The following is a 16,599-nucleotide window of genomic DNA, read 5'->3' on the forward strand; positions in this document are numbered from 1 at the left end:
TAGCTATAAATGTAGTTAAAAAGAACCAAAAAATGAATTTATTACGGAAAAACAGCTCTGAATTTCACGAAAAGCACAAATATTTACGCATAAAAAAGAGAGTTCACAAAAATGTCACTCTCGTAAATTACTATTTTGATTAATTATTTGATTTTAAGGTTATTTTAAGATTGGCAGTTTATAATGCAATTATCATGAAACAAGACTTTTCGTGAGGTGATTTGATGAAAGCACTCATTATGTTTCAAAACAAACCAGTACCTGTATATTTTACAACAGAGAACAAACAACCGGTACAAAAAGTATTGAAGCTCTTAACTAGCGCACTTGATCATAAAATAAGAAATGGTAAAAAGGCGCTGCAAAAATGCCTGAACTCACTCATAAGCATTGAAATTGAGGGGTCCGAGGCAATTCTTCACAGCAAAAGTGAAAACGACTCTCTTGCGCTATCTCTCTTTTAAAGGGGGATAGCCCTTTTTTGTTTTCATATAAACTCATTGTTTCTTTATTCATGCTCTAGTCTTCCATAAGAATGAGATAATAACGTTTCCTCAGCCGTTTGGGCTTTGTAGATCCGAATCTGAAACAGTCTGACCAAATTAAGACGAGTGTGCATTTCCTCGCAGCTGTCCAGCTTCTTTAATATAAAGCGATCAATGGACATGCCGTTCACTCCTTTTTTAAAAGTAGAATAAGAAATAATTCCCCTTCCCTCCGTAATTTCTATTAACCTCACCCATTTTAAGTTAAACGTTGAAATACCATAATATTCCGGATGTGTCGATTGCTTGCAAACTTCAGATAATAACGACTTTCCATGTGAATTGAATAAAAAATGGTGTTCAGTACCTTGCATTAATCAGTACCATATGATATTCTCAAACCAACTAATGAATAATGATTAGTACTGTTCACTATTCAATTCCTAACGCAGATCGGAGGTACCGTCTTTGGAAGTCAGTATTCAGTTTAAAAAAGGTGTTCTTGAGTTATGTGTGCTAGTGCTAATCCATCGCAAGGACCAATACGGTTATGAACTAGCTCAGTCCGTTTCGAGACACATCGAAGTTGCCGAAGGCGCGCTCTATCCTCTCTTGCGCAGACTTGTAAACGAAGGTTACTGCAAGACATATCTTCAGGAATCTTCCGAAGGCCCCCCTCGTAAATATTACAAACTGACAGACAGCGGAGAGATTTACATGAACGCTATGATTAAAGAATGGAAAGCATTTGTAAGTAATGTCACTAATTTAATTGAGGAAGGACAGACGCATGAATAAAAAACAATTTTTATCCATTTTAGAAACGAGGCTTAGACCACTTCAGCCGGATGAACGCAATGAGCTACTAAATGATGTGGAATCCCACTTTCAGTTTGGTTTGCAAAATGGTCGCACTGAAGAAGAAATTGCCCGTGAACTCGGTGACCCATTTGAAATAGCTCGAGAAGCTCTCGGTGTTCGAATTACAGATACGCCTGTTCTAAATCAGCGCGAGCATGGAGCATTAGGGCGTATATTTATTGGGATTGGTCTATTTTTCTGTGGACTTGTAGCCTTTCCCTTTTTAATCGCTCTTTGTACTGGAGGAGTTGCCTTAGCAGTTGGTAGTGCAGCAACTATATTAAGCCCGATACTCGTGTTACTTGATTATTTATATAATGGAACCTATTATCCTGCAAAACTGTTCATGTCGATATCCTTCATAGGTGTCGGTATCTTGCTCACTTATGTTGTGCGCTGGGTTTTCATCGGTCTATGGGTAATGATTCGAGGGTATTTCAAGTGGAATATTCACATGTTGAAAGGACGGTCCCTGTAATGAAACATAAACTTCTGTTAACAACGGCAATTGTTTTTATTCTAGTCGGGGTTGTCGGTATGGCTGCTTATAAATTCAAGTTCTCCGATGCTTATCCTGAACACAATCAGACCTGGGCACTTCAGGCAAATGAATTGAAGAAGCTATCAATTATTAGTGATTACAAAATGGATATTTCATTCACAACTGGCAGCAGTAATGAGGGGTATGTGAAATTCCAAGGAAATATGCATCCTGAAGTCATTGAGCGTCTTAATAGCTTGACCCTGGGTGGCTCTGAATTCTCCATTGATCTGACTCCTCCGAATACTTCTGAATTCTTCAGCGTAAATTTCAATTCTCCGAAGGGTAAAATTGATGTAATGCTCCCGCAAGGATCAGAGCTAGACCTTCTAGATATTACCACCTATTCAGCGGATATCTCGTTACACAACGCCTCCTCTAAAAACATGAAGATTTCCTCTGCATCAGGTGACATCAAGGCTTCTGACCTTTTAGCGAATGAAATAAAGCTGGAATCTATGTCTGGAAATATTGAGGGTAGTAATCTCATTGCTGGCATTCACGTAATAAATCGCTCCGGAAATGTCGATCTAACACAAACAGAAGGGGATGTAACGATTGAGAACCTTTCAGGTAATATTTCAGTAGGACAGCATGGTTTATCATCAATCATTGCAACTTCAATATCAGGCAATATCGATATAGCAGCTGATCCAGAGTTTAATGGTTTATATCAAGCACGTTCTCTATCCGGTTCAGTGAATACGCCGATATCCCTGAATGAAAGTAAACAAAAGATTACCGCAGACACGAAATCGGGAGATATTGATGTTCGTCTTTCTAAAAAATAATTAATCTGTAGCATATGATGAAAACCACCTTCCTGTTTTGGTCTAAAAACCATTCCAAGAAGGTGGTTTATACTATTTTACCTCTTCCCATTTGCTCCACATCTCCTGTGGATTTAGAACATAAACCCCGTTATCCCTGTACATAAATTGATGCATGATAAACTCGCGACGGATCGTTGCATAGTCTTCATGAAACTGCTGAATAAAATGGTTAATCTCCTTCTCTTGATATTGCTTCCCAGGCTGGAGTTTCTGAACTAAATGCTCGAGCACAATTAGCTTTTTCTTGTATTGTGCCGGCAAATGATTTAGCTTGCCATTTTCTTTAAAGAAGTTGTTAATGACAGACGTCTTCAGTTTCGTATCTATTGTCTCCAATGCTTGTTCCTCTCCTTCCTTACCAAATATAAACGTGACAGACGCTTCGTGAACTTGCTGTATGAATTCTGTATTAAGCGTAAAATAAATTGTATTCTTGTCCCTTCGCTCACAAATTAATGAAGCATTACGAAGCTTTGAGATATGGTGTGTAACCGTAGGCTGTGACAGGCTCAACTTCTCAGCTAAAGCTTGCCCGTGCAGTTCCCCTCTTCCTAGCAGCATTAAAATTCTCATCCGGTTTGGATCACCAAGCACTTTATGGACATTGACGATCTTCTCTAGCTGCATCAAGAAACCTTCCTTTCTGTAATTAGAATTAAGATGCAAATCTAATTTGACGAACATCTAATTTGATGATAATCAAATTGGAAAATCAAGTCAATGTTTATTTGGGAAAATATGAATCATAAGACAGCAGCCGCTGCATTGTGGATTTATCTTCATAATTGCGGTAGGATTATTATTGCTGATTATCAACACATACGCTTATTACATAAGGAGGTTCATCATGCAAGATGTTCTCATTATCGGTGCAGGCCCATGTGGATTGTCCGCAGCTATCGAATGCGGTAAGCGGGGACTGTCTACAGAAATAATCGATAAACATAATCTAGTTCACTCCATTTATCTGTATCCAACACATATGCAGTTTTTCAGCACAGCTGAAATGCTTGAAATCGGAGATGTCCCATTCGCATTATCAAACGATAAACCGTATCGGGACGAAGCGCTCGCATATTATCGCAAAGTTGCAGAGCATTATAAACTAAACATCTCACCGTATGAGGAAGCTACCTCGATTGAGAAGCTTCCAGACGGAACATTCCGAGTGCATACTCGCAAACGAAGCGGTACAGAAAGCTATCGCGAAGCTAAAAATGTCGTGATCTCTACTGGATATTTTGATCATCCGAATTATATTGGCATTCCAGGTGAAGACTTGGAAAAAGTAACTCATTATTTCCGGGAGGCTCATCCATATGCGGGTATGAAAACTGCCATCATTGGTGGGAGCAATTCAGCCGTGGATGCGGCAATGGAATTAATTCGAGTAGGCGCAGAAGTAACTGTTATTTACCGTGGCAAGGAGGTTTCCGAGAACATTAAGCCATGGGTAAGACCTCTTTTCGAAGCCATGGTAAATAAAGGCCGGATTAAGCTTCATATGGAGTCTAGCGTAACGGAAATTCGGGAAAACTCTATTACTATTGCGTCACAAGACGGAACTGAGCAATTCATTGAGAATGATTTCGTCCTAGCATTAACAGGATTCCGGCCAGATCGTAAGCTTCTTGCTTCTTCTGGTGTAGAACTTGACGAAGAGATGGAGAAGCCGCGTTTCAATCCTGAAACAATGGAAACGACTGTACCCGGTCTGTATGTTGCTGGAGTTATTGCATCCGGACGAAATGCGAATGAAGTATTTATCGAAACCGGACGAATACATGGTCGTTTAATCGCCGAACATCTTGTGACCAAGTCGTCATAACGCATATTTATTAACTCATCAAAGGAGTTGGCGTACACAATGGATGTCACCTCACTCATCCTCTTGGGTTTGGCCGCACTCGGAATTATAAGTAGTAACACAACTATAACCATCGCCATGATAGCCCTGCTGCTCATCCGAGTAACGGGCTTTCAGCAAGCTTTCCCTTGGTTAGAGAAGTACGGGCTTACCATTGGTATCATTATTCTGACTATTGGCGTAATGTCTCCTCTCGCCAGCGGAAAAATGAGCCTTCAAGTCATAGGAGAGTCCTTCCTTAACTGGAAGTCCCTGCTCGCAATCGGCGTAGGTATGCTTGTGGCATACTTAGGTGGTCGAGGAGTCACATTGATGGGGGCTAACCCCACAATTGTTGCCGGTCTATTAGTTGGAACAGTACTGGGCGTTGCACTCTTCCGCGGTGTTCCTGTCGGGCCTCTTATTGCAGCTGGAATCTTATCACTATTGATCGGAAAATCTTAAAAGCGTAAAAAGCATGAGGTTATCCCGATAGGTCTTCCAAGACCTAAGAGGATAGCCTCTTATTCATTACTTATCCATTTATGATATGATAACAAGGATATTTGGAAAATCATCTTAAATATCCATATATAAATAACATATTATGCAGTTAATAGGAGGCTTCAAACGTGCACCACCCCAATAGTAAATCTGTTAGAAAATCAGCGTTTAATCAACAAACGCCAATGCTGTTATTGAAGCAGTTGAGACCAAAGCAATGGACAAAAAACCTGCTTATTTTCGCTGCTCCATTATTTTCATTTGAAACAGTTAATGCAGCTACGCTTATTCATACGATCGCAGGATTTTTCCTACTCTGCTTCATATCCGGTTGTGTTTACATTATAAATGATTACTGCGACCGTGAAGCCGACCGCAATCACCCTGTAAAACAGCATCGTCCCATGGCATCAGGTCAATTGAATCCAAACCTTGCTCTCATATTTGGTGCGATACTATTAATTGGCTCACTGGCAGCCTCAGCACTGTTAAATCCGCTGTTTACCGTACTCCTCGGATGTTATTTTTTGATGAATGTTGCCTATTCATTTCGTTTAAAGCACGTTGTCATTATTGATATCATGATCATCGCAGCAGGATTTGTACTCAGAGCGATTGCAGGTGGCTTAGTCATTCACGTACCATTTACACCCTGGTTCTTATTGTGTACGATGCTGCTCTCCCTCTTTCTTGCCATTGGCAAGAGACGACACGAGCTTGTACTATTGCAAGAAGATAAAGGCTCCCACCGAAAAGTACTGGATCACTATTCCCTCGAATTGCTCGATCAATTTAGTGGAATCGTAACGACCGCAACCATCATCAGTTATTCGCTCTTCACCTTCACATCAGGCAGAACCATCCATCTCATGTGGACCATTCCGCTTGTTATATATGGGATGTTTCGTTATCTCTATCTGATTCATATTGAGAAAAAAGGCGGCGCCCCTGACCGTGTGTTGTTTGAGGACAGACATATATTAGTGACAGTACTCATTTACGTTATATGCGTGATCGGGATTCTGGCTTATTTTGAATAAATAACGAATGAGGTATGAACTATGACCCAAAAGATCGCTTTATTTGATGTAGACAAAACGATTATTCATAAGGATTCGATGTTTCAATTTATACGATATGGCCTAAAAAAGAAACCTTCTTCCGTTTATCATTTATTTCTCATCGTTATCTATTCCGTGTTATATAAGCTGAAGTTGATGAAAGCTGAAACAGCAAAGAGCTCCTATTTTCGATTTATTAAGTATATGAATGAACAGGATTTGAGAGACTTCTTCGATACGATGATTAAGCCTTATATTTACCCAGAAGCTCTGGCAGAAATGATGAACAAAAAAAAGGAAGGATATCATATCCTCCTCGTTACAGCTTCACCCTACGCATATATGAAATATTTTGAAGAGCTTGATGTTGTGGATGGTGTCATTGGTACCAAGTTGACGATGCAAGGCGAACGATTCACTCATGTAATCGAAGGGAACAATTGTAAGGGCGAAGAAAAGGTAGCTCGCATCAAAGAATATTTGACAGAAAAAGGTATAACAGTCGATTATGAACATTCCTGCGCATACTCCGACTCCATATCTGATATGCCCATGCTGGAATTAGTGAACCAAAAGTATATGATTAATTGTTATAAACATACAGCGGGATGTGAGGGTTTAACATGGAGCTTGTAAACCAAGGTAAGCACCGCCATATCGGTAAATGGCTAATGATTGTGTCTGCGTTTCTGACAGCCACTGGCCAACTGTTCTGGAAATGGGGACATAGCAACCTGATCTATATGGCTATCGGCTTTATATGCTATGGATTAGGAGCTATATTCATGATCAAATCATTAGCGCTCGAAAAACTCTCTGTTGCTTACCCGCTAATGTGCATAAGTTATATTGTTGCTTTATTTTACGGGGACCTGTTTCTTGGAGAGCCCATTACGATTAAAAAGACGGCGGCGGTTGTCCTCCTAGGAATCGGGGTGACTTTAACCTCTTATGAAAAATGATCCTCTATTGTATACACTTCTGCTTGTGATGACATTGTTCGGCTCATTAGGCAGTGTGTTTTTCAAAGGATATACTTCTAAGAAGAAAATCCCTCTGCTGCTCACCGGTTTTGCATCTTATGGAATCGGCGCTTTGCTAAATATTTATTTATTAAAAGAGCTGCCCTACACCATCGTTATGCCGGCTAATGCCCTAACTTTTCTCTGGGCTTTGTTATTTGCCAAAGTCATTTTCAAAGAATCGATTGGCATTATTAAAATTACAGGTGTTTTCTTTATTATGTCCGGATTATTACTCTTGATCTGGTAGATTCTTAAAAATTCGGAGACTGGTGGTTAAACATGACTTTTAACAGCTATTTTTTTAGAGACAAGAAAGATAATTATATCGCGCTCTTTTTATGGTTCATTTTCTGTCTATTCTACATTTGCCTGAACATGCCTTATGTACAATACATAAAAGATAACGCAGATGTGTTAAGTGTCTATAGTCCATTTTACGGCGCACCCTTTTCGTTAAATCTATTTAATTTTGATCCATCCATGGAATATGGAAATGCGACAGGAACGATCATTCATCCGTTCTACAACTTCCTTTCCGGCCCGATGACATACTTATCAAGTCAATCTTTAGGTAATATGCTATTTCTGCTGCTGCAATCTGCGATTAACGCACTTACGACCATCCTTGTATTTTTCATGTTGCGCAGAAGCGGTTCAGATCGGGTAGTCTCACTATTGTTCTCAGCTTTTTTCGGAGTTAGTTCGTACAGTATCTTTACATCTTTCATCCCAGACTCCTACCCGTATGCTCAATTTGTGATCGTTCTATCAGCTGCATATTTACAGAAGTGCCGGGCTGAAGAGTCGTTTCCTATGATTCCAAATGCCTCTTTTACGCTACTTAATTTCGGGATCACATCCACGAATGTGGTTACATTTGCTGGTGCACTATTCCTTAGTCTTTTTAATCGTATTCATAAGAAAAGAACCTTCCGGCGATTTATGTCGATTATGATCAGCGCACTACTGATGATCATCGGATTCACTGCAGTGCAATATTTACTATTCTCAGGGAAAACTTGGGTGTCTAATGTGTTTAGCGGACTATCAAATGGCGCTCTAGGATATGTGACTTCATTTTCATTCGCCCACCATGCTAAAGCATTTTATATGCTGATCATCAGTCCTATTTTGACACCAGACATTGCCTTAATCGATCCAGGCTTGTCAGCCTTCGCTACGGATTTAAGCAAACCTTATCCCGTGTATGTCAGTGTTGTCGGCATTGGACTTATCTTGATGTCGGTGCTTGGATTTATTAAAGGAATCAAATCTCGGGAGACATGGTCCATATCCACCTACATACTGTTCGCGTTGCTTCTACATATTGTTGTGGGCTTCGGACTGAGCGCTTACGCATATGACTTATATCTTTATGCTGGCCATTATCTATTCGCATTCTTTATTCTTGCAGCAAGTTTCGTTTCTGGTATACGAAACACAACTATGAAAAGAATTTTAATTGGAATCGTCGCTATCTTCCTGCTCGTTACTTTAGCGAACAACATCGTAAAACATATTTCAAGTCTAGATTATATCCAATCCTCATATACGAATGTACTACCGAAGCTGGAGAAATAAATTTTATGAATTAACTTGTAATTCAAACTTCAGATATACAAAAAAAATCGCTTTTGATCGAGTGGACATGATCAACGTCCATCACAATCAAAGGCGATTTTTCTATTTCATACATACGAGAAAGTTATTCTATGATTCTAGATGCTGCACATTATACAGCCTTGCATAACTTCCGTTACGTTCCATCAATTCAATATGCGTTCCCTGCTCAGTAATTTGTCCGTTCTCAAGCACAACGATCATGTCCGCATGGGTGATGGTAGATAAACGGTGAGCCACGATCAACGTCGTCCGGTCTGTTGATAACGACTGAAGTGCTTGCTGAATTAGATGCTCCGATTCCAAATCAAGCGCTGAAGTTGCCTCATCCAAAACCAAAATATCTGGATCCTTCAGAAATACACGCGCGATCGCCAGACGTTGCTTCTGTCCACCAGATAACTTCACGCCCCGCTCTCCAACTTCGGTATCGTACCCTTGTGGCAAATTCATTATAAATTCATGAGCGTTCGCTGACATCGCTGCAGCTTCGATCTCTTCTTCCGTCGCATCTGGATTACCGAATAAAATGTTTTCACGGACAGATCCGCTAAACAGGAAGTTGTCCTGCAGAACCATTCCTACAGAGCCTCGAAGACTATCCAGTGTTACTTCTCTTACATCCTCACCATTAATCTTAACATTGCCTTCTTGAACATCGTAAAACCTTGGAATAAGACCGATCAGAGAGGATTTACCTCCACCGCTCATCCCTACAAAAGCAACGGTCTGCCCCTTCTCAATCGTTAGGTTAATATCTTTAAGTACCCAGTCCGCTTGTTCATTATATTTAAACCACACATGATCAAACTCGATCCGTCCTGCCGATGATAATGTTCTGGCATTTGGCGCGTCCACGATATCATACGGTTCATCGAGCAATTCCTTTACACGCTCCAATGAAGCTGTTGCTTGGGTTAGTACAGTCGATGAATTGATCAGCCGGCGTAAAGGAGCATAAAGTCGATCCAAATAACCGAAAAACGCAACAAAGGTACCCAGCGTAAGATCACCTTGAATAACTCGATAACCACCATAACCGATGACAAGAATCGGTGCGATATCGGTTAGGGTGTTAATAATTGAGAATGTCAAAGCGTTCCAGCGAGTTTGTGCCATCGCTTTTTTCAGGAAATTTCCGTTAATGCTCTCGAATTTCTTCTGATCGTAGCGCTCGAGCGTAAAACTTCGGATGACCGATATCCCTTGTATCCGTTCATGCAGATAAGCCTGTATTCCCGCAAGTGCTTGGGATCTATCTTTGGTCAATTTTTTGAGTCGCTTATATAAAAGGTTAACCGCAATCGCATATAGCGGCAAAACCGAAATAGCAACGAGAGTCAAGATCGGATTCATAAAGAACATAACAATCAGGACAAATATCAGGGTAAACATATCGAGCCAGATGTTCATCATTCCGACTTCGACGAGGTTCTTCGACTGTTCCACGTCATTAATAAACCTAGAAATCGCTTCTCCCACTTTTGTATTCTGATAATATCGGAGTGATAATCGCTGAAGATGAGCATACAGTCGATTTCTCATATCAAACAAGATTCGACTCGTAATAAACTGGGCAAAGTACTGCCGCAAGTATTCCACCGGACCACGTACAACAATAAATAAAACTAATGTTCCCCCGAGAATAAGCATCAGCTGGTCCAATTTCTGTTGTATGTCCATCTGAGAGTTAATAAGAAGATCATCAACCACGTATTTCATAATCATCGGCAGCAACAGTGGAATCGTGAATTTGATCATCCCGATGAAGAGCGTTAGTATGATCCACTTGAGATAAGGTTTAACAAAAGGATAATAAATTTTCCATGACTTCAATAGCAATAACGACTCCTTCCTTACGCATCCTTCTAGCTGCGGTATGTAAGATTCAACCTGTTCAAAAGCCTACACCTTTATTACCCGTAACTTACCTACTTGTTGACTTTTCCCTGCTTCAGTGCTTTATTATCTTTAAACTCATTAATAAATGTAGTACCCGCAGGAGGAATAACATGTCCACTATTTTTGTCACCGAAGCTGTCATGCTTGCGATTTATGGTCAGCTTCTATTACCAGCACAACCCGTAGAATACATCATCCCATATAAGACTGTCTTGGAACTGTACGAGCTCAAGAGCAGTGAGGAACCGCTCATGCATACCCCTCCAGATGATCATCATGTTCGAACTAAAATCAATGAGCTTATTCGGTATTTCGAAGAGCCGCTTAACAAGAAGAAAATTGATCGTGCATTACAAGTGCCATGGGCGAAAAGTCCTTCTATACCACTGACTGAAACAACACTAGTAACGATACTTAACGCGATGGACACAGCACCATATGGTGAATTATTCGATCCTGTGGAAACAGAGCTTCTAATGACAGCTCAGCGCATCCAAGCTCCTGTTCTTACAGATCAATATGAATTCATTCAACGAATTATTGATTCATCTATCCCCATTCAAGTTTACGACATCGATGATTTCGACTTTGCTTTAGAACAGTCAAGCTCATAAAACCTTGACCGATATCAGGGGTATTTTGCACGAAAAAAAATTCCCCTTACGGGGAACCTCAGCCGCCTGAAGGAATTGCCGTCAAACAGATCACTTCTTGAGATCTATCTGTTTTTTGATCGTATCCATCAAGATGACAGAAATCTTATCCATGGTCGGCAAATTGTCCACATCACAGTATTTTAAAGATATTTCACTATCAACAGGCAGATCGATCGCACTGCGGAGCCCTTGGGCTTCATAAACACCGATTACAAAATACACTTCGTCCCCGCCTCGATGTTTTTTGACATACTGTGGGCCTGATAACAGATCCAGTAACCGCATATCATCCGCAATAAGACCGCTTTCTTCCCAAAGCTCTCTGGATGCAGTGTCCTGCATCGATTCGCCGGGTTTCATACTGCCTATTGGAACGCCCCATTCGTCTCTTCCATGACGTTTCAGAAGCAAAATCTCTCCATTGTCGTTCAGTACGATTACAGCCGCCTTTACACCTATCGAACTCTTCTTGGCAATGTACTGACGAACATCACGGTGATATACGCTCATCCTGGGAACCTCCTTTCCCCTAGATAGCGTGCGCCGAATTCTTGGATCTCGTTATTTCGCTGCACCCTCTTCTTTATACACATATGAAATATCATCTAAGGATTCTTCATATTCTACATGAAGATTGTATCCCCGCAAATACCACATGTCGTGTTCTTCCATGTAAAATGTTACATCTTCTGCCTGCTCCGTAATCCCAGGATCATGCGGTTCTTCCACGGAAATACCAAGTGAAAAACCAGGATGCAGTCCGCCCCCGGAGCTGTAACGCGGAAAGAAACGAACAAACATACCGGCGTTCAGATCCAATTCTTTCTTGTACCAACGCGCCGCCTCATTGCTGACTTCAATTATCATGCTAATACACTCCCCTTTGAGGTATTTGTCTAGTTCCCAGGTCAATGACTTTAGGTTTTATAAGTATCATAACGCATATTTGTACAGGGTTACAATTCTTTTCGAAATAAACGGCTAACATGTTATTTTTGCTTGTCTTCCTTTCATTACCAAATTTAGGTTTGACAATTTCCGGTTATCGGTGTTAAAATTCAGTCCATACGAGTTCTTCAATATATTGTAAATTCAAAACGAAAGGGTGGTTATGGTGTTCAATCTGTTCATTGTCTATGCTCATCGTCCTATGGATAATTTCTTACAACTGAATACTGATGACACCCAGCCGGTGCCCCCTCAATTCTGACGTATGTTCACAGAATTTATGTTGAACTATACGTATCTCTTCCGCACGGTTGTCGTCACTAGACCGCGCGAATGATAGTTAATGATTGAAGCATATCGTCCGTTTTCGGGATGATATGCTTTTTTTGGTTTAACTTGCGAACTGAGTTTACCCGGCTTTACGAAAGGAAGGGATTATTTTGTTTGCTGTACTTAAAAATTTGGGATGGTTCTTCAAGCTCGAGAAGAAAAGATACCTCATCGGTCTATTCTTCCTCATTTTTTGCGGCTTGCTTGAGCTGCTTCCGCCGCTCCTGCTCGGAAATGCCATTGATGATATCGTAAGCAGTTCGATATCATGGGCATCACTTGCAAAATATTTGCTTATGATTATGGGAATCGTCGCTGTCATCTATCTAGCTACATACATATGGATGCACCGTATTTTTGGAGGCGCCAACCTAGTAGAACGCTTACTCCGCACACGTTATATGAATCATCTACTTGGTATGCTTCCACCATTCTTTGAGAAGAACAGAACCGGGGACTTGATGGCAAAAGCAACCAATGACCTCCGCTCCGTTGCTGCGACAGCAGGCTTCGGCATGCTGGTCATGACCGATTCAACGATTTATCTTGTTGTCATATTATTCGCAATGGGATTTATCATTAGCTGGAAGCTTACGTTGGCAGCTATATTACCACTTCCGATTATTGCAATTGGTATGGTCATTTACGGTAAAGCAATACATAAACGATATACAGCTGCTCAAGATGCTTTCGGTGTCATGAATGACCAGGTACTGGAGTCCGTTGCCGGGATCCGTGTTGTCCGTGCCTATGTTCAAGAACGTGAGGATCAACGCCGTTTTCAAGAAATAACCGACGATGTATATCGTAAGAATCTAGCTGTTGCAAAGGTTGACGCATTATTCGAGCCCACGATTAACTTTTCTATCGGCATGAGCTATGTAATTGGGTTATCTTATGGTGTTTACATGGTATTCCAGAATCAAATTACCCTTGGAGATCTCGTATCCTTCAATATGTATCTCGGAATGATGATCTGGCCTATGTTCGCCATTGGAGAACTGATAAACATAATGCAACGTGGTAACGCTTCACTAGACCGTGTGAATGACACGCTCTCAGTTCCACCGGATGTTATAGACCCCACAGAACCTGTGGATATAACAAGTCCAGATTCTATTCAGTTCAGAGGAGTTACCTTTCGATATCCAACTTCAACCGTCGATAATCTGAACAATGTCTCTCTTACACTTCATAAAGGTCAAACGCTTGGAGTAGTAGGCAGAACCGGTAGCGGTAAATCAACGCTCTTGAAACAGTTGTTGCACGAATACCCTATGGGCTCAGGAGAGATTCTTATTTCGGGAGTACCAGTCGAAATGTTATCGAAAGACCGCTTGCACAGCTGGATAGGTTACGTCCCGCAAGAACAAATTTTGTTCTCCAAAACCGTCAGACAAAATATTCAGTTCGGGAAAAAAGACGCCACTGACGATGTCATTATGGATGCAATTTCAACAGCTGCATTCGATCGGGATTTAAACACCCTCTCTGATGGACTCGATACTCTCGTTGGAGAAAAGGGTGTCGCTCTGTCTGGCGGTCAGAAACAGCGTGTGTCACTTGCTCGGGCCTTCATTTCCGATCCGGAAATTTTAATTTTGGACGATGCGCTTTCCGCGGTCGATGCCCGTACAGAGGCACGAATTATTGATAACATTCGAAGCAAACGTGCTGGAAAAACAACATTGATATCTACTCACCGTTTATCCGCTGTTCAGCATGCAGACTGGATCGTTGTGCTGGACGAAGGAAGTGTCATTGAGCAAGGTACACATGAACAGCTCCTAGAGCATAACGGTTGGTACCGTGAACAATATGAACGTCAGCAAGTGGAAAACAATCTGACCTCTGAGGAGGTGTCTTAATTGACTCCGACCGATCAAACGATATCTAGTGAATCCGGTATTGCCAAACGGCTATTCCGGTACGCATTAACGGCTAAAGGAACATTTATAGCCGCATTGATCATGCTTACGATCGGTGTAGCCGCTGAGCTAGCTGGTCCATTCATTGCCAAGAACATGATCGACAATCATATATTAGGTATTGAAAAACCTTATTTCGAAACATCATCTACCGAACAATCTGTCTCCTATAACGGAAAGCATTATAAACGTGGGGATCGCTTTGAGCAGGGAGAAAATCAAGGACAGGAGGTTCGTATCCTCCAAACCGGAAGAAGTTTTTATTTCATTAACGAACAAGTGATACGCTCAGAAGGAGAACGCTCTTTCCAGGACGGGGTATTTACAATAGCTTATCGAAATGATCATGCAGAATACCCTGCTGTCAAGATGTCAACTTCAGAGGTATTTGCTTTCTACGAGCCTGAATTGCCTGGCATTTACAAGCTGGTGCAGCTCTTTCTCATCGCATTAGTTATATCTATGATCACTGTATTCGCTCGCACGTACTGGCTACAATCCGCTGCCAACCGGGTTATTCAAAAGCTGCGTACTGATGTATACGCTCATATCCAGCGATTACCGGTATATTTTTTCGATAATCTGCCAGCAGGAAAAGTCGTATCCCGGGTGACGAATGACACAGAGGGTGTCAAAGATTTATTTGTCGCCGTACTTGCTAACTTCAGTTCAGGAATGGTCTACATTACCGGGGTTTATGTTGCACTATTCCTTCTGGATGTAAAGCTTGGACTGATCAGTTTGTTTATCATTCCTATGCTTGTTATCTGGACCGTTCTCTATCGTAAATTTGCAACCAAATATAACATCATCATTCGATCTCGTTTAAGTGAGATTAACGCAATTATTAACGAATCCATTCAAGGAATGCCAATTATTCGTGTCTTCCGCCGCCAGAAAGCGACTCAGGAAGAGTTTGAAGCACTAAATGAAGATTATATGGCACATCAAAACAAGATGCTGAATTTGAATTCCCTAACCACTCATAACCTGGTTAACGTGCTTCGAAATCTATCTTTTGTCGTCATATTGTGGTATTTCGGAGCTGGTTCTCTGGATGGTGCTGGCATCGTATCGATTGGAGTACTTTACGCCTTTGTAGATCTTATGGGCCGTATGTTCCAGCCGATTACAGGCATGGTCAATCAACTCGCCGCACTGGATTCATCTATTGTATCTGCTAAACGTGTATTCGAGCTTATGGATGAAACCGGAGAAAAAGTTACGGACGGCTCAATGCCACGCTATTTAGGAAACGTAGAGTTTAATAATGTATCTTTTGCTTACAAAAAAGATTTTGTTCTGAAAGATATCACTTTTGAAGCGAAGCAAGGACAAACGATCGCCCTGGTAGGACACACGGGTTCAGGTAAAAGCTCCATTATCAACTTGCTGTTCCGCTTCTACGACCCGCAAAAAGGAACCATTACTATTGACGGCCAGCCCGTTACGGATATCCCGAAGCAGTGGCTCAGACAGCATATGGGAATCGTACTACAGGATCCCTATTTGTTTACTGGCACAATCGCTTCCAACGTAAGCCTGGGAGACTCTCGAATCACGCGAGATCAGATTAATAAAGCTCTTTGTGATGTGGGAGCAGACAGACTTCTCGGACATCTTCCTCTGGGCTTTGACGAACCTGTCATTGAAAAAGGTAGTACGTTATCTGCAGGACAACGCCAGCTCATCTCTTTCGCCCGGGCATTGGCGTTTAATCCAGCGATCCTGATCCTGGATGAAGCAACCGCTAATATCGATACCGAGACAGAGGCGCTCATTCAAGATGCACTGGAGGTTCTTAAGAAAGGCCGCACCACATTTATTATCGCGCACAGGCTATCAACGATCCGGAGCGCAGATCAGATTCTCGTTCTCCATCGCGGTGAGATTGTAGAGAGAGGATCTCATGATGAGCTTATGGAGTTACGTGGACGCTACTATAAGATGTATCAACTACAGCAAGGTTCACAGGCTCCATCTCAACAGTCGTTGAGTGAAAGAGAACCTGTCGCGACAGGTGTAGCTGTAAAATTTGCAGGTGAAGCCACTTAATATT

General features: G+C 41.4%; 19 protein-coding genes. 14 read left to right on the forward strand and 5 right to left on the reverse strand.

Features of this window, described 5'->3' with window-relative positions; translation table 11 throughout:
* The first annotated feature begins 224 nt into the window (after window positions 1–224).
* Entirely contained in the window at window positions 225–464 is a 240-nt protein-coding gene (locus ACFQV5_RS11305) for a hypothetical protein (RefSeq protein WP_379246725.1), read from the forward strand.
* A 44-nt stretch (window positions 465–508) separates the two neighbouring features.
* Here the strand turns inward: ACFQV5_RS11305 and ACFQV5_RS11310 are convergent, their stop codons facing one another.
* Window positions 509–667, reverse strand: coding sequence for a hypothetical protein (locus tag ACFQV5_RS11310; protein ID WP_379246727.1), 159 nt, complete (start codon window positions 665–667; stop codon window positions 509–511).
* A 286-nt stretch (window positions 668–953) separates the two neighbouring features.
* Here ACFQV5_RS11310 and ACFQV5_RS11315 point away from each other — a divergent pair, with 286 nt between their 5' ends.
* From ACFQV5_RS11315 to ACFQV5_RS11325, 3 genes are read left to right on the forward strand one after another with little or no spacing between them, the layout of a single operon-like run.
* Window positions 954–1,283, forward strand: coding sequence for a PadR family transcriptional regulator (locus tag ACFQV5_RS11315; protein ID WP_379246729.1), 330 nt, complete (start codon window positions 954–956; stop codon window positions 1,281–1,283).
* Window positions 1,276–1,824: a DUF1700 domain-containing protein gene (locus tag ACFQV5_RS11320; RefSeq protein WP_379246731.1), complete on the forward strand. Its 549-nt coding sequence runs from the start codon at window positions 1,276–1,278 to the stop codon at window positions 1,822–1,824. The genes ACFQV5_RS11315 and ACFQV5_RS11320 overlap by 8 nt, the downstream gene beginning before the upstream one ends.
* On the forward strand, window positions 1,824–2,678 hold the full coding sequence (locus tag ACFQV5_RS11325; RefSeq protein WP_379246733.1) for a DUF4097 family beta strand repeat-containing protein: 855 nt from the start codon (window positions 1,824–1,826) through the stop codon (window positions 2,676–2,678). The genes ACFQV5_RS11320 and ACFQV5_RS11325 overlap by 1 nt, the downstream gene beginning before the upstream one ends.
* Before the next feature lie 72 nt (window positions 2,679–2,750).
* Here the strand turns inward: ACFQV5_RS11325 and ACFQV5_RS11330 are convergent, their stop codons facing one another.
* A complete protein-coding gene (locus ACFQV5_RS11330; protein WP_379246735.1) occupies window positions 2,751–3,347 on the reverse strand; it encodes a DUF2087 domain-containing protein in 597 nt (198 codons plus the stop codon).
* A gap of 220 nt (window positions 3,348–3,567) precedes the next feature.
* Between ACFQV5_RS11330 and ACFQV5_RS11335 the strand changes: the two genes are divergently transcribed.
* The 7 genes from ACFQV5_RS11335 (at window position 3,568) to ACFQV5_RS11365 (ending at window position 8,737) form a co-directional block, all read left to right on the forward strand.
* The gene (locus ACFQV5_RS11335; protein WP_379246737.1) at window positions 3,568–4,548 is read left to right on the forward strand and encodes a YpdA family putative bacillithiol disulfide reductase; all 981 of its coding nucleotides are present in this window, start codon (window positions 3,568–3,570) and stop codon (window positions 4,546–4,548) included.
* 39 nt (window positions 4,549–4,587) lie between these two features.
* Window positions 4,588–5,031 (forward strand): DUF441 domain-containing protein, encoded by a 444-nt coding sequence (locus ACFQV5_RS11340; protein ID WP_379246739.1) that lies wholly within the window; start codon window positions 4,588–4,590, stop codon window positions 5,029–5,031.
* Window positions 5,032–5,198: 167 nt separating this feature from the next.
* Window positions 5,199–6,110 carry a decaprenyl-phosphate phosphoribosyltransferase gene (locus tag ACFQV5_RS11345; RefSeq protein WP_379246741.1) on the forward strand — a complete coding sequence of 304 codons (912 nt, stop codon included), beginning with the start codon at window positions 5,199–5,201 and terminating at the stop codon, window positions 6,108–6,110.
* 21 nt (window positions 6,111–6,131) lie between these two features.
* Complete coding sequence (locus tag ACFQV5_RS11350; RefSeq protein ID WP_379246743.1) at window positions 6,132–6,767, forward strand: HAD family hydrolase; 636 nt, start codon at window positions 6,132–6,134, stop codon at window positions 6,765–6,767.
* Window positions 6,755–7,093 (forward strand): EamA family transporter, encoded by a 339-nt coding sequence (locus ACFQV5_RS11355; RefSeq protein ID WP_379246745.1) that lies wholly within the window; start codon window positions 6,755–6,757, stop codon window positions 7,091–7,093. The genes ACFQV5_RS11350 and ACFQV5_RS11355 overlap by 13 nt, the downstream gene beginning before the upstream one ends.
* Window positions 7,083–7,403, forward strand: a complete 321-nt coding sequence (locus ACFQV5_RS11360; RefSeq protein WP_379246747.1) for an EamA family transporter — start codon at window positions 7,083–7,085, stop codon at window positions 7,401–7,403. Before ACFQV5_RS11355 ends, ACFQV5_RS11360 begins: the two co-directional genes overlap by 11 nt.
* Before the next feature lie 32 nt (window positions 7,404–7,435).
* A complete protein-coding gene (locus ACFQV5_RS11365) occupies window positions 7,436–8,737 on the forward strand; it encodes a DUF6080 domain-containing protein (protein WP_379246749.1) in 1,302 nt (433 codons plus the stop codon).
* Window positions 8,738–8,866: 129 nt separating this feature from the next.
* Here ACFQV5_RS11365 and ACFQV5_RS11370 read toward each other — a convergent pair whose 3' ends face one another.
* Window positions 8,867–10,612: an ABC transporter ATP-binding protein gene (locus ACFQV5_RS11370; protein ID WP_379246751.1), complete on the reverse strand. Its 1,746-nt coding sequence runs from the start codon at window positions 10,610–10,612 to the stop codon at window positions 8,867–8,869.
* A gap of 176 nt (window positions 10,613–10,788) precedes the next feature.
* On the opposite strand from ACFQV5_RS11370, the gene ACFQV5_RS11375 reads away from it, so the two are divergent.
* A complete protein-coding gene (locus ACFQV5_RS11375) occupies window positions 10,789–11,292 on the forward strand; it encodes an ADP-heptose synthase (protein WP_379246753.1) in 504 nt (167 codons plus the stop codon).
* A gap of 90 nt (window positions 11,293–11,382) precedes the next feature.
* On the opposite strand, the gene ACFQV5_RS11380 is transcribed toward ACFQV5_RS11375, so the two are convergent.
* Window positions 11,383–11,844 carry an NUDIX domain-containing protein gene (locus tag ACFQV5_RS11380; protein WP_379246755.1) on the reverse strand — a complete coding sequence of 154 codons (462 nt, stop codon included), beginning with the start codon at window positions 11,842–11,844 and terminating at the stop codon, window positions 11,383–11,385.
* A 51-nt stretch (window positions 11,845–11,895) separates the two neighbouring features.
* Window positions 11,896–12,201 (reverse strand): HesB/YadR/YfhF family protein, encoded by a 306-nt coding sequence (locus ACFQV5_RS11385; protein WP_379246757.1) that lies wholly within the window; start codon window positions 12,199–12,201, stop codon window positions 11,896–11,898.
* 521 nt (window positions 12,202–12,722) lie between these two features.
* Here ACFQV5_RS11385 and ACFQV5_RS11390 point away from each other — a divergent pair.
* Together ACFQV5_RS11390 and ACFQV5_RS11395 are read left to right on the forward strand one after the other, a co-directional pair.
* A complete protein-coding gene (locus ACFQV5_RS11390; protein ID WP_379246759.1) occupies window positions 12,723–14,480 on the forward strand; it encodes an ABC transporter ATP-binding protein in 1,758 nt (585 codons plus the stop codon).
* Entirely contained in the window at window positions 14,481–16,595 is a 2,115-nt protein-coding gene (locus tag ACFQV5_RS11395; RefSeq protein WP_379246761.1) for an ABC transporter ATP-binding protein, read from the forward strand. It abuts the gene before it with no gap.
* Window positions 16,596–16,599: the final 4 nt, after the last annotated feature.

The organism is Paenibacillus sp. GCM10028914, from assembly GCF_042666275.1.
In the GTDB taxonomy this organism is placed as follows: Bacteria; Bacillota; Bacilli; order Paenibacillales; family Paenibacillaceae; genus Paenibacillus_AQ.

Coding starts and splice junctions, on each gene's coding strand:
- ACFQV5_RS11305 (WP_379246725.1), top strand. CDS start 225: ATGAAAGCACTCATTATGTTTCAAAACAAACCAGTACCTGTATATTTT.
- ACFQV5_RS11310 (WP_379246727.1), bottom strand. CDS start 667: ATGTCCATTGATCGCTTTATATTAAAGAAGCTGGACAGCTGCGAGGAA.
- ACFQV5_RS11320 (WP_379246731.1), top strand. CDS start 1,276: ATGAATAAAAAACAATTTTTATCCATTTTAGAAACGAGGCTTAGACCA.
- ACFQV5_RS11325 (WP_379246733.1), top strand. CDS start 1,824: ATGAAACATAAACTTCTGTTAACAACGGCAATTGTTTTTATTCTAGTC.
- ACFQV5_RS11330 (WP_379246735.1), bottom strand. CDS start 3,347: ATGCAGCTAGAGAAGATCGTCAATGTCCATAAAGTGCTTGGTGATCCA.
- ACFQV5_RS11335 (WP_379246737.1), top strand. CDS start 3,568: ATGCAAGATGTTCTCATTATCGGTGCAGGCCCATGTGGATTGTCCGCA.
- ACFQV5_RS11340 (WP_379246739.1), top strand. CDS start 4,588: ATGGATGTCACCTCACTCATCCTCTTGGGTTTGGCCGCACTCGGAATT.
- ACFQV5_RS11350 (WP_379246743.1), top strand. CDS start 6,132: ATGACCCAAAAGATCGCTTTATTTGATGTAGACAAAACGATTATTCAT.
- ACFQV5_RS11355 (WP_379246745.1), top strand. CDS start 6,755: ATGGAGCTTGTAAACCAAGGTAAGCACCGCCATATCGGTAAATGGCTA.
- ACFQV5_RS11360 (WP_379246747.1), top strand. CDS start 7,083: ATGAAAAATGATCCTCTATTGTATACACTTCTGCTTGTGATGACATTG.
- ACFQV5_RS11365 (WP_379246749.1), top strand. CDS start 7,436: ATGACTTTTAACAGCTATTTTTTTAGAGACAAGAAAGATAATTATATC.
- ACFQV5_RS11375 (WP_379246753.1), top strand. CDS start 10,789: ATGTCCACTATTTTTGTCACCGAAGCTGTCATGCTTGCGATTTATGGT.
- ACFQV5_RS11380 (WP_379246755.1), bottom strand. CDS start 11,844: ATGAGCGTATATCACCGTGATGTTCGTCAGTACATTGCCAAGAAGAGT.
- ACFQV5_RS11385 (WP_379246757.1), bottom strand. CDS start 12,201: ATGATAATTGAAGTCAGCAATGAGGCGGCGCGTTGGTACAAGAAAGAA.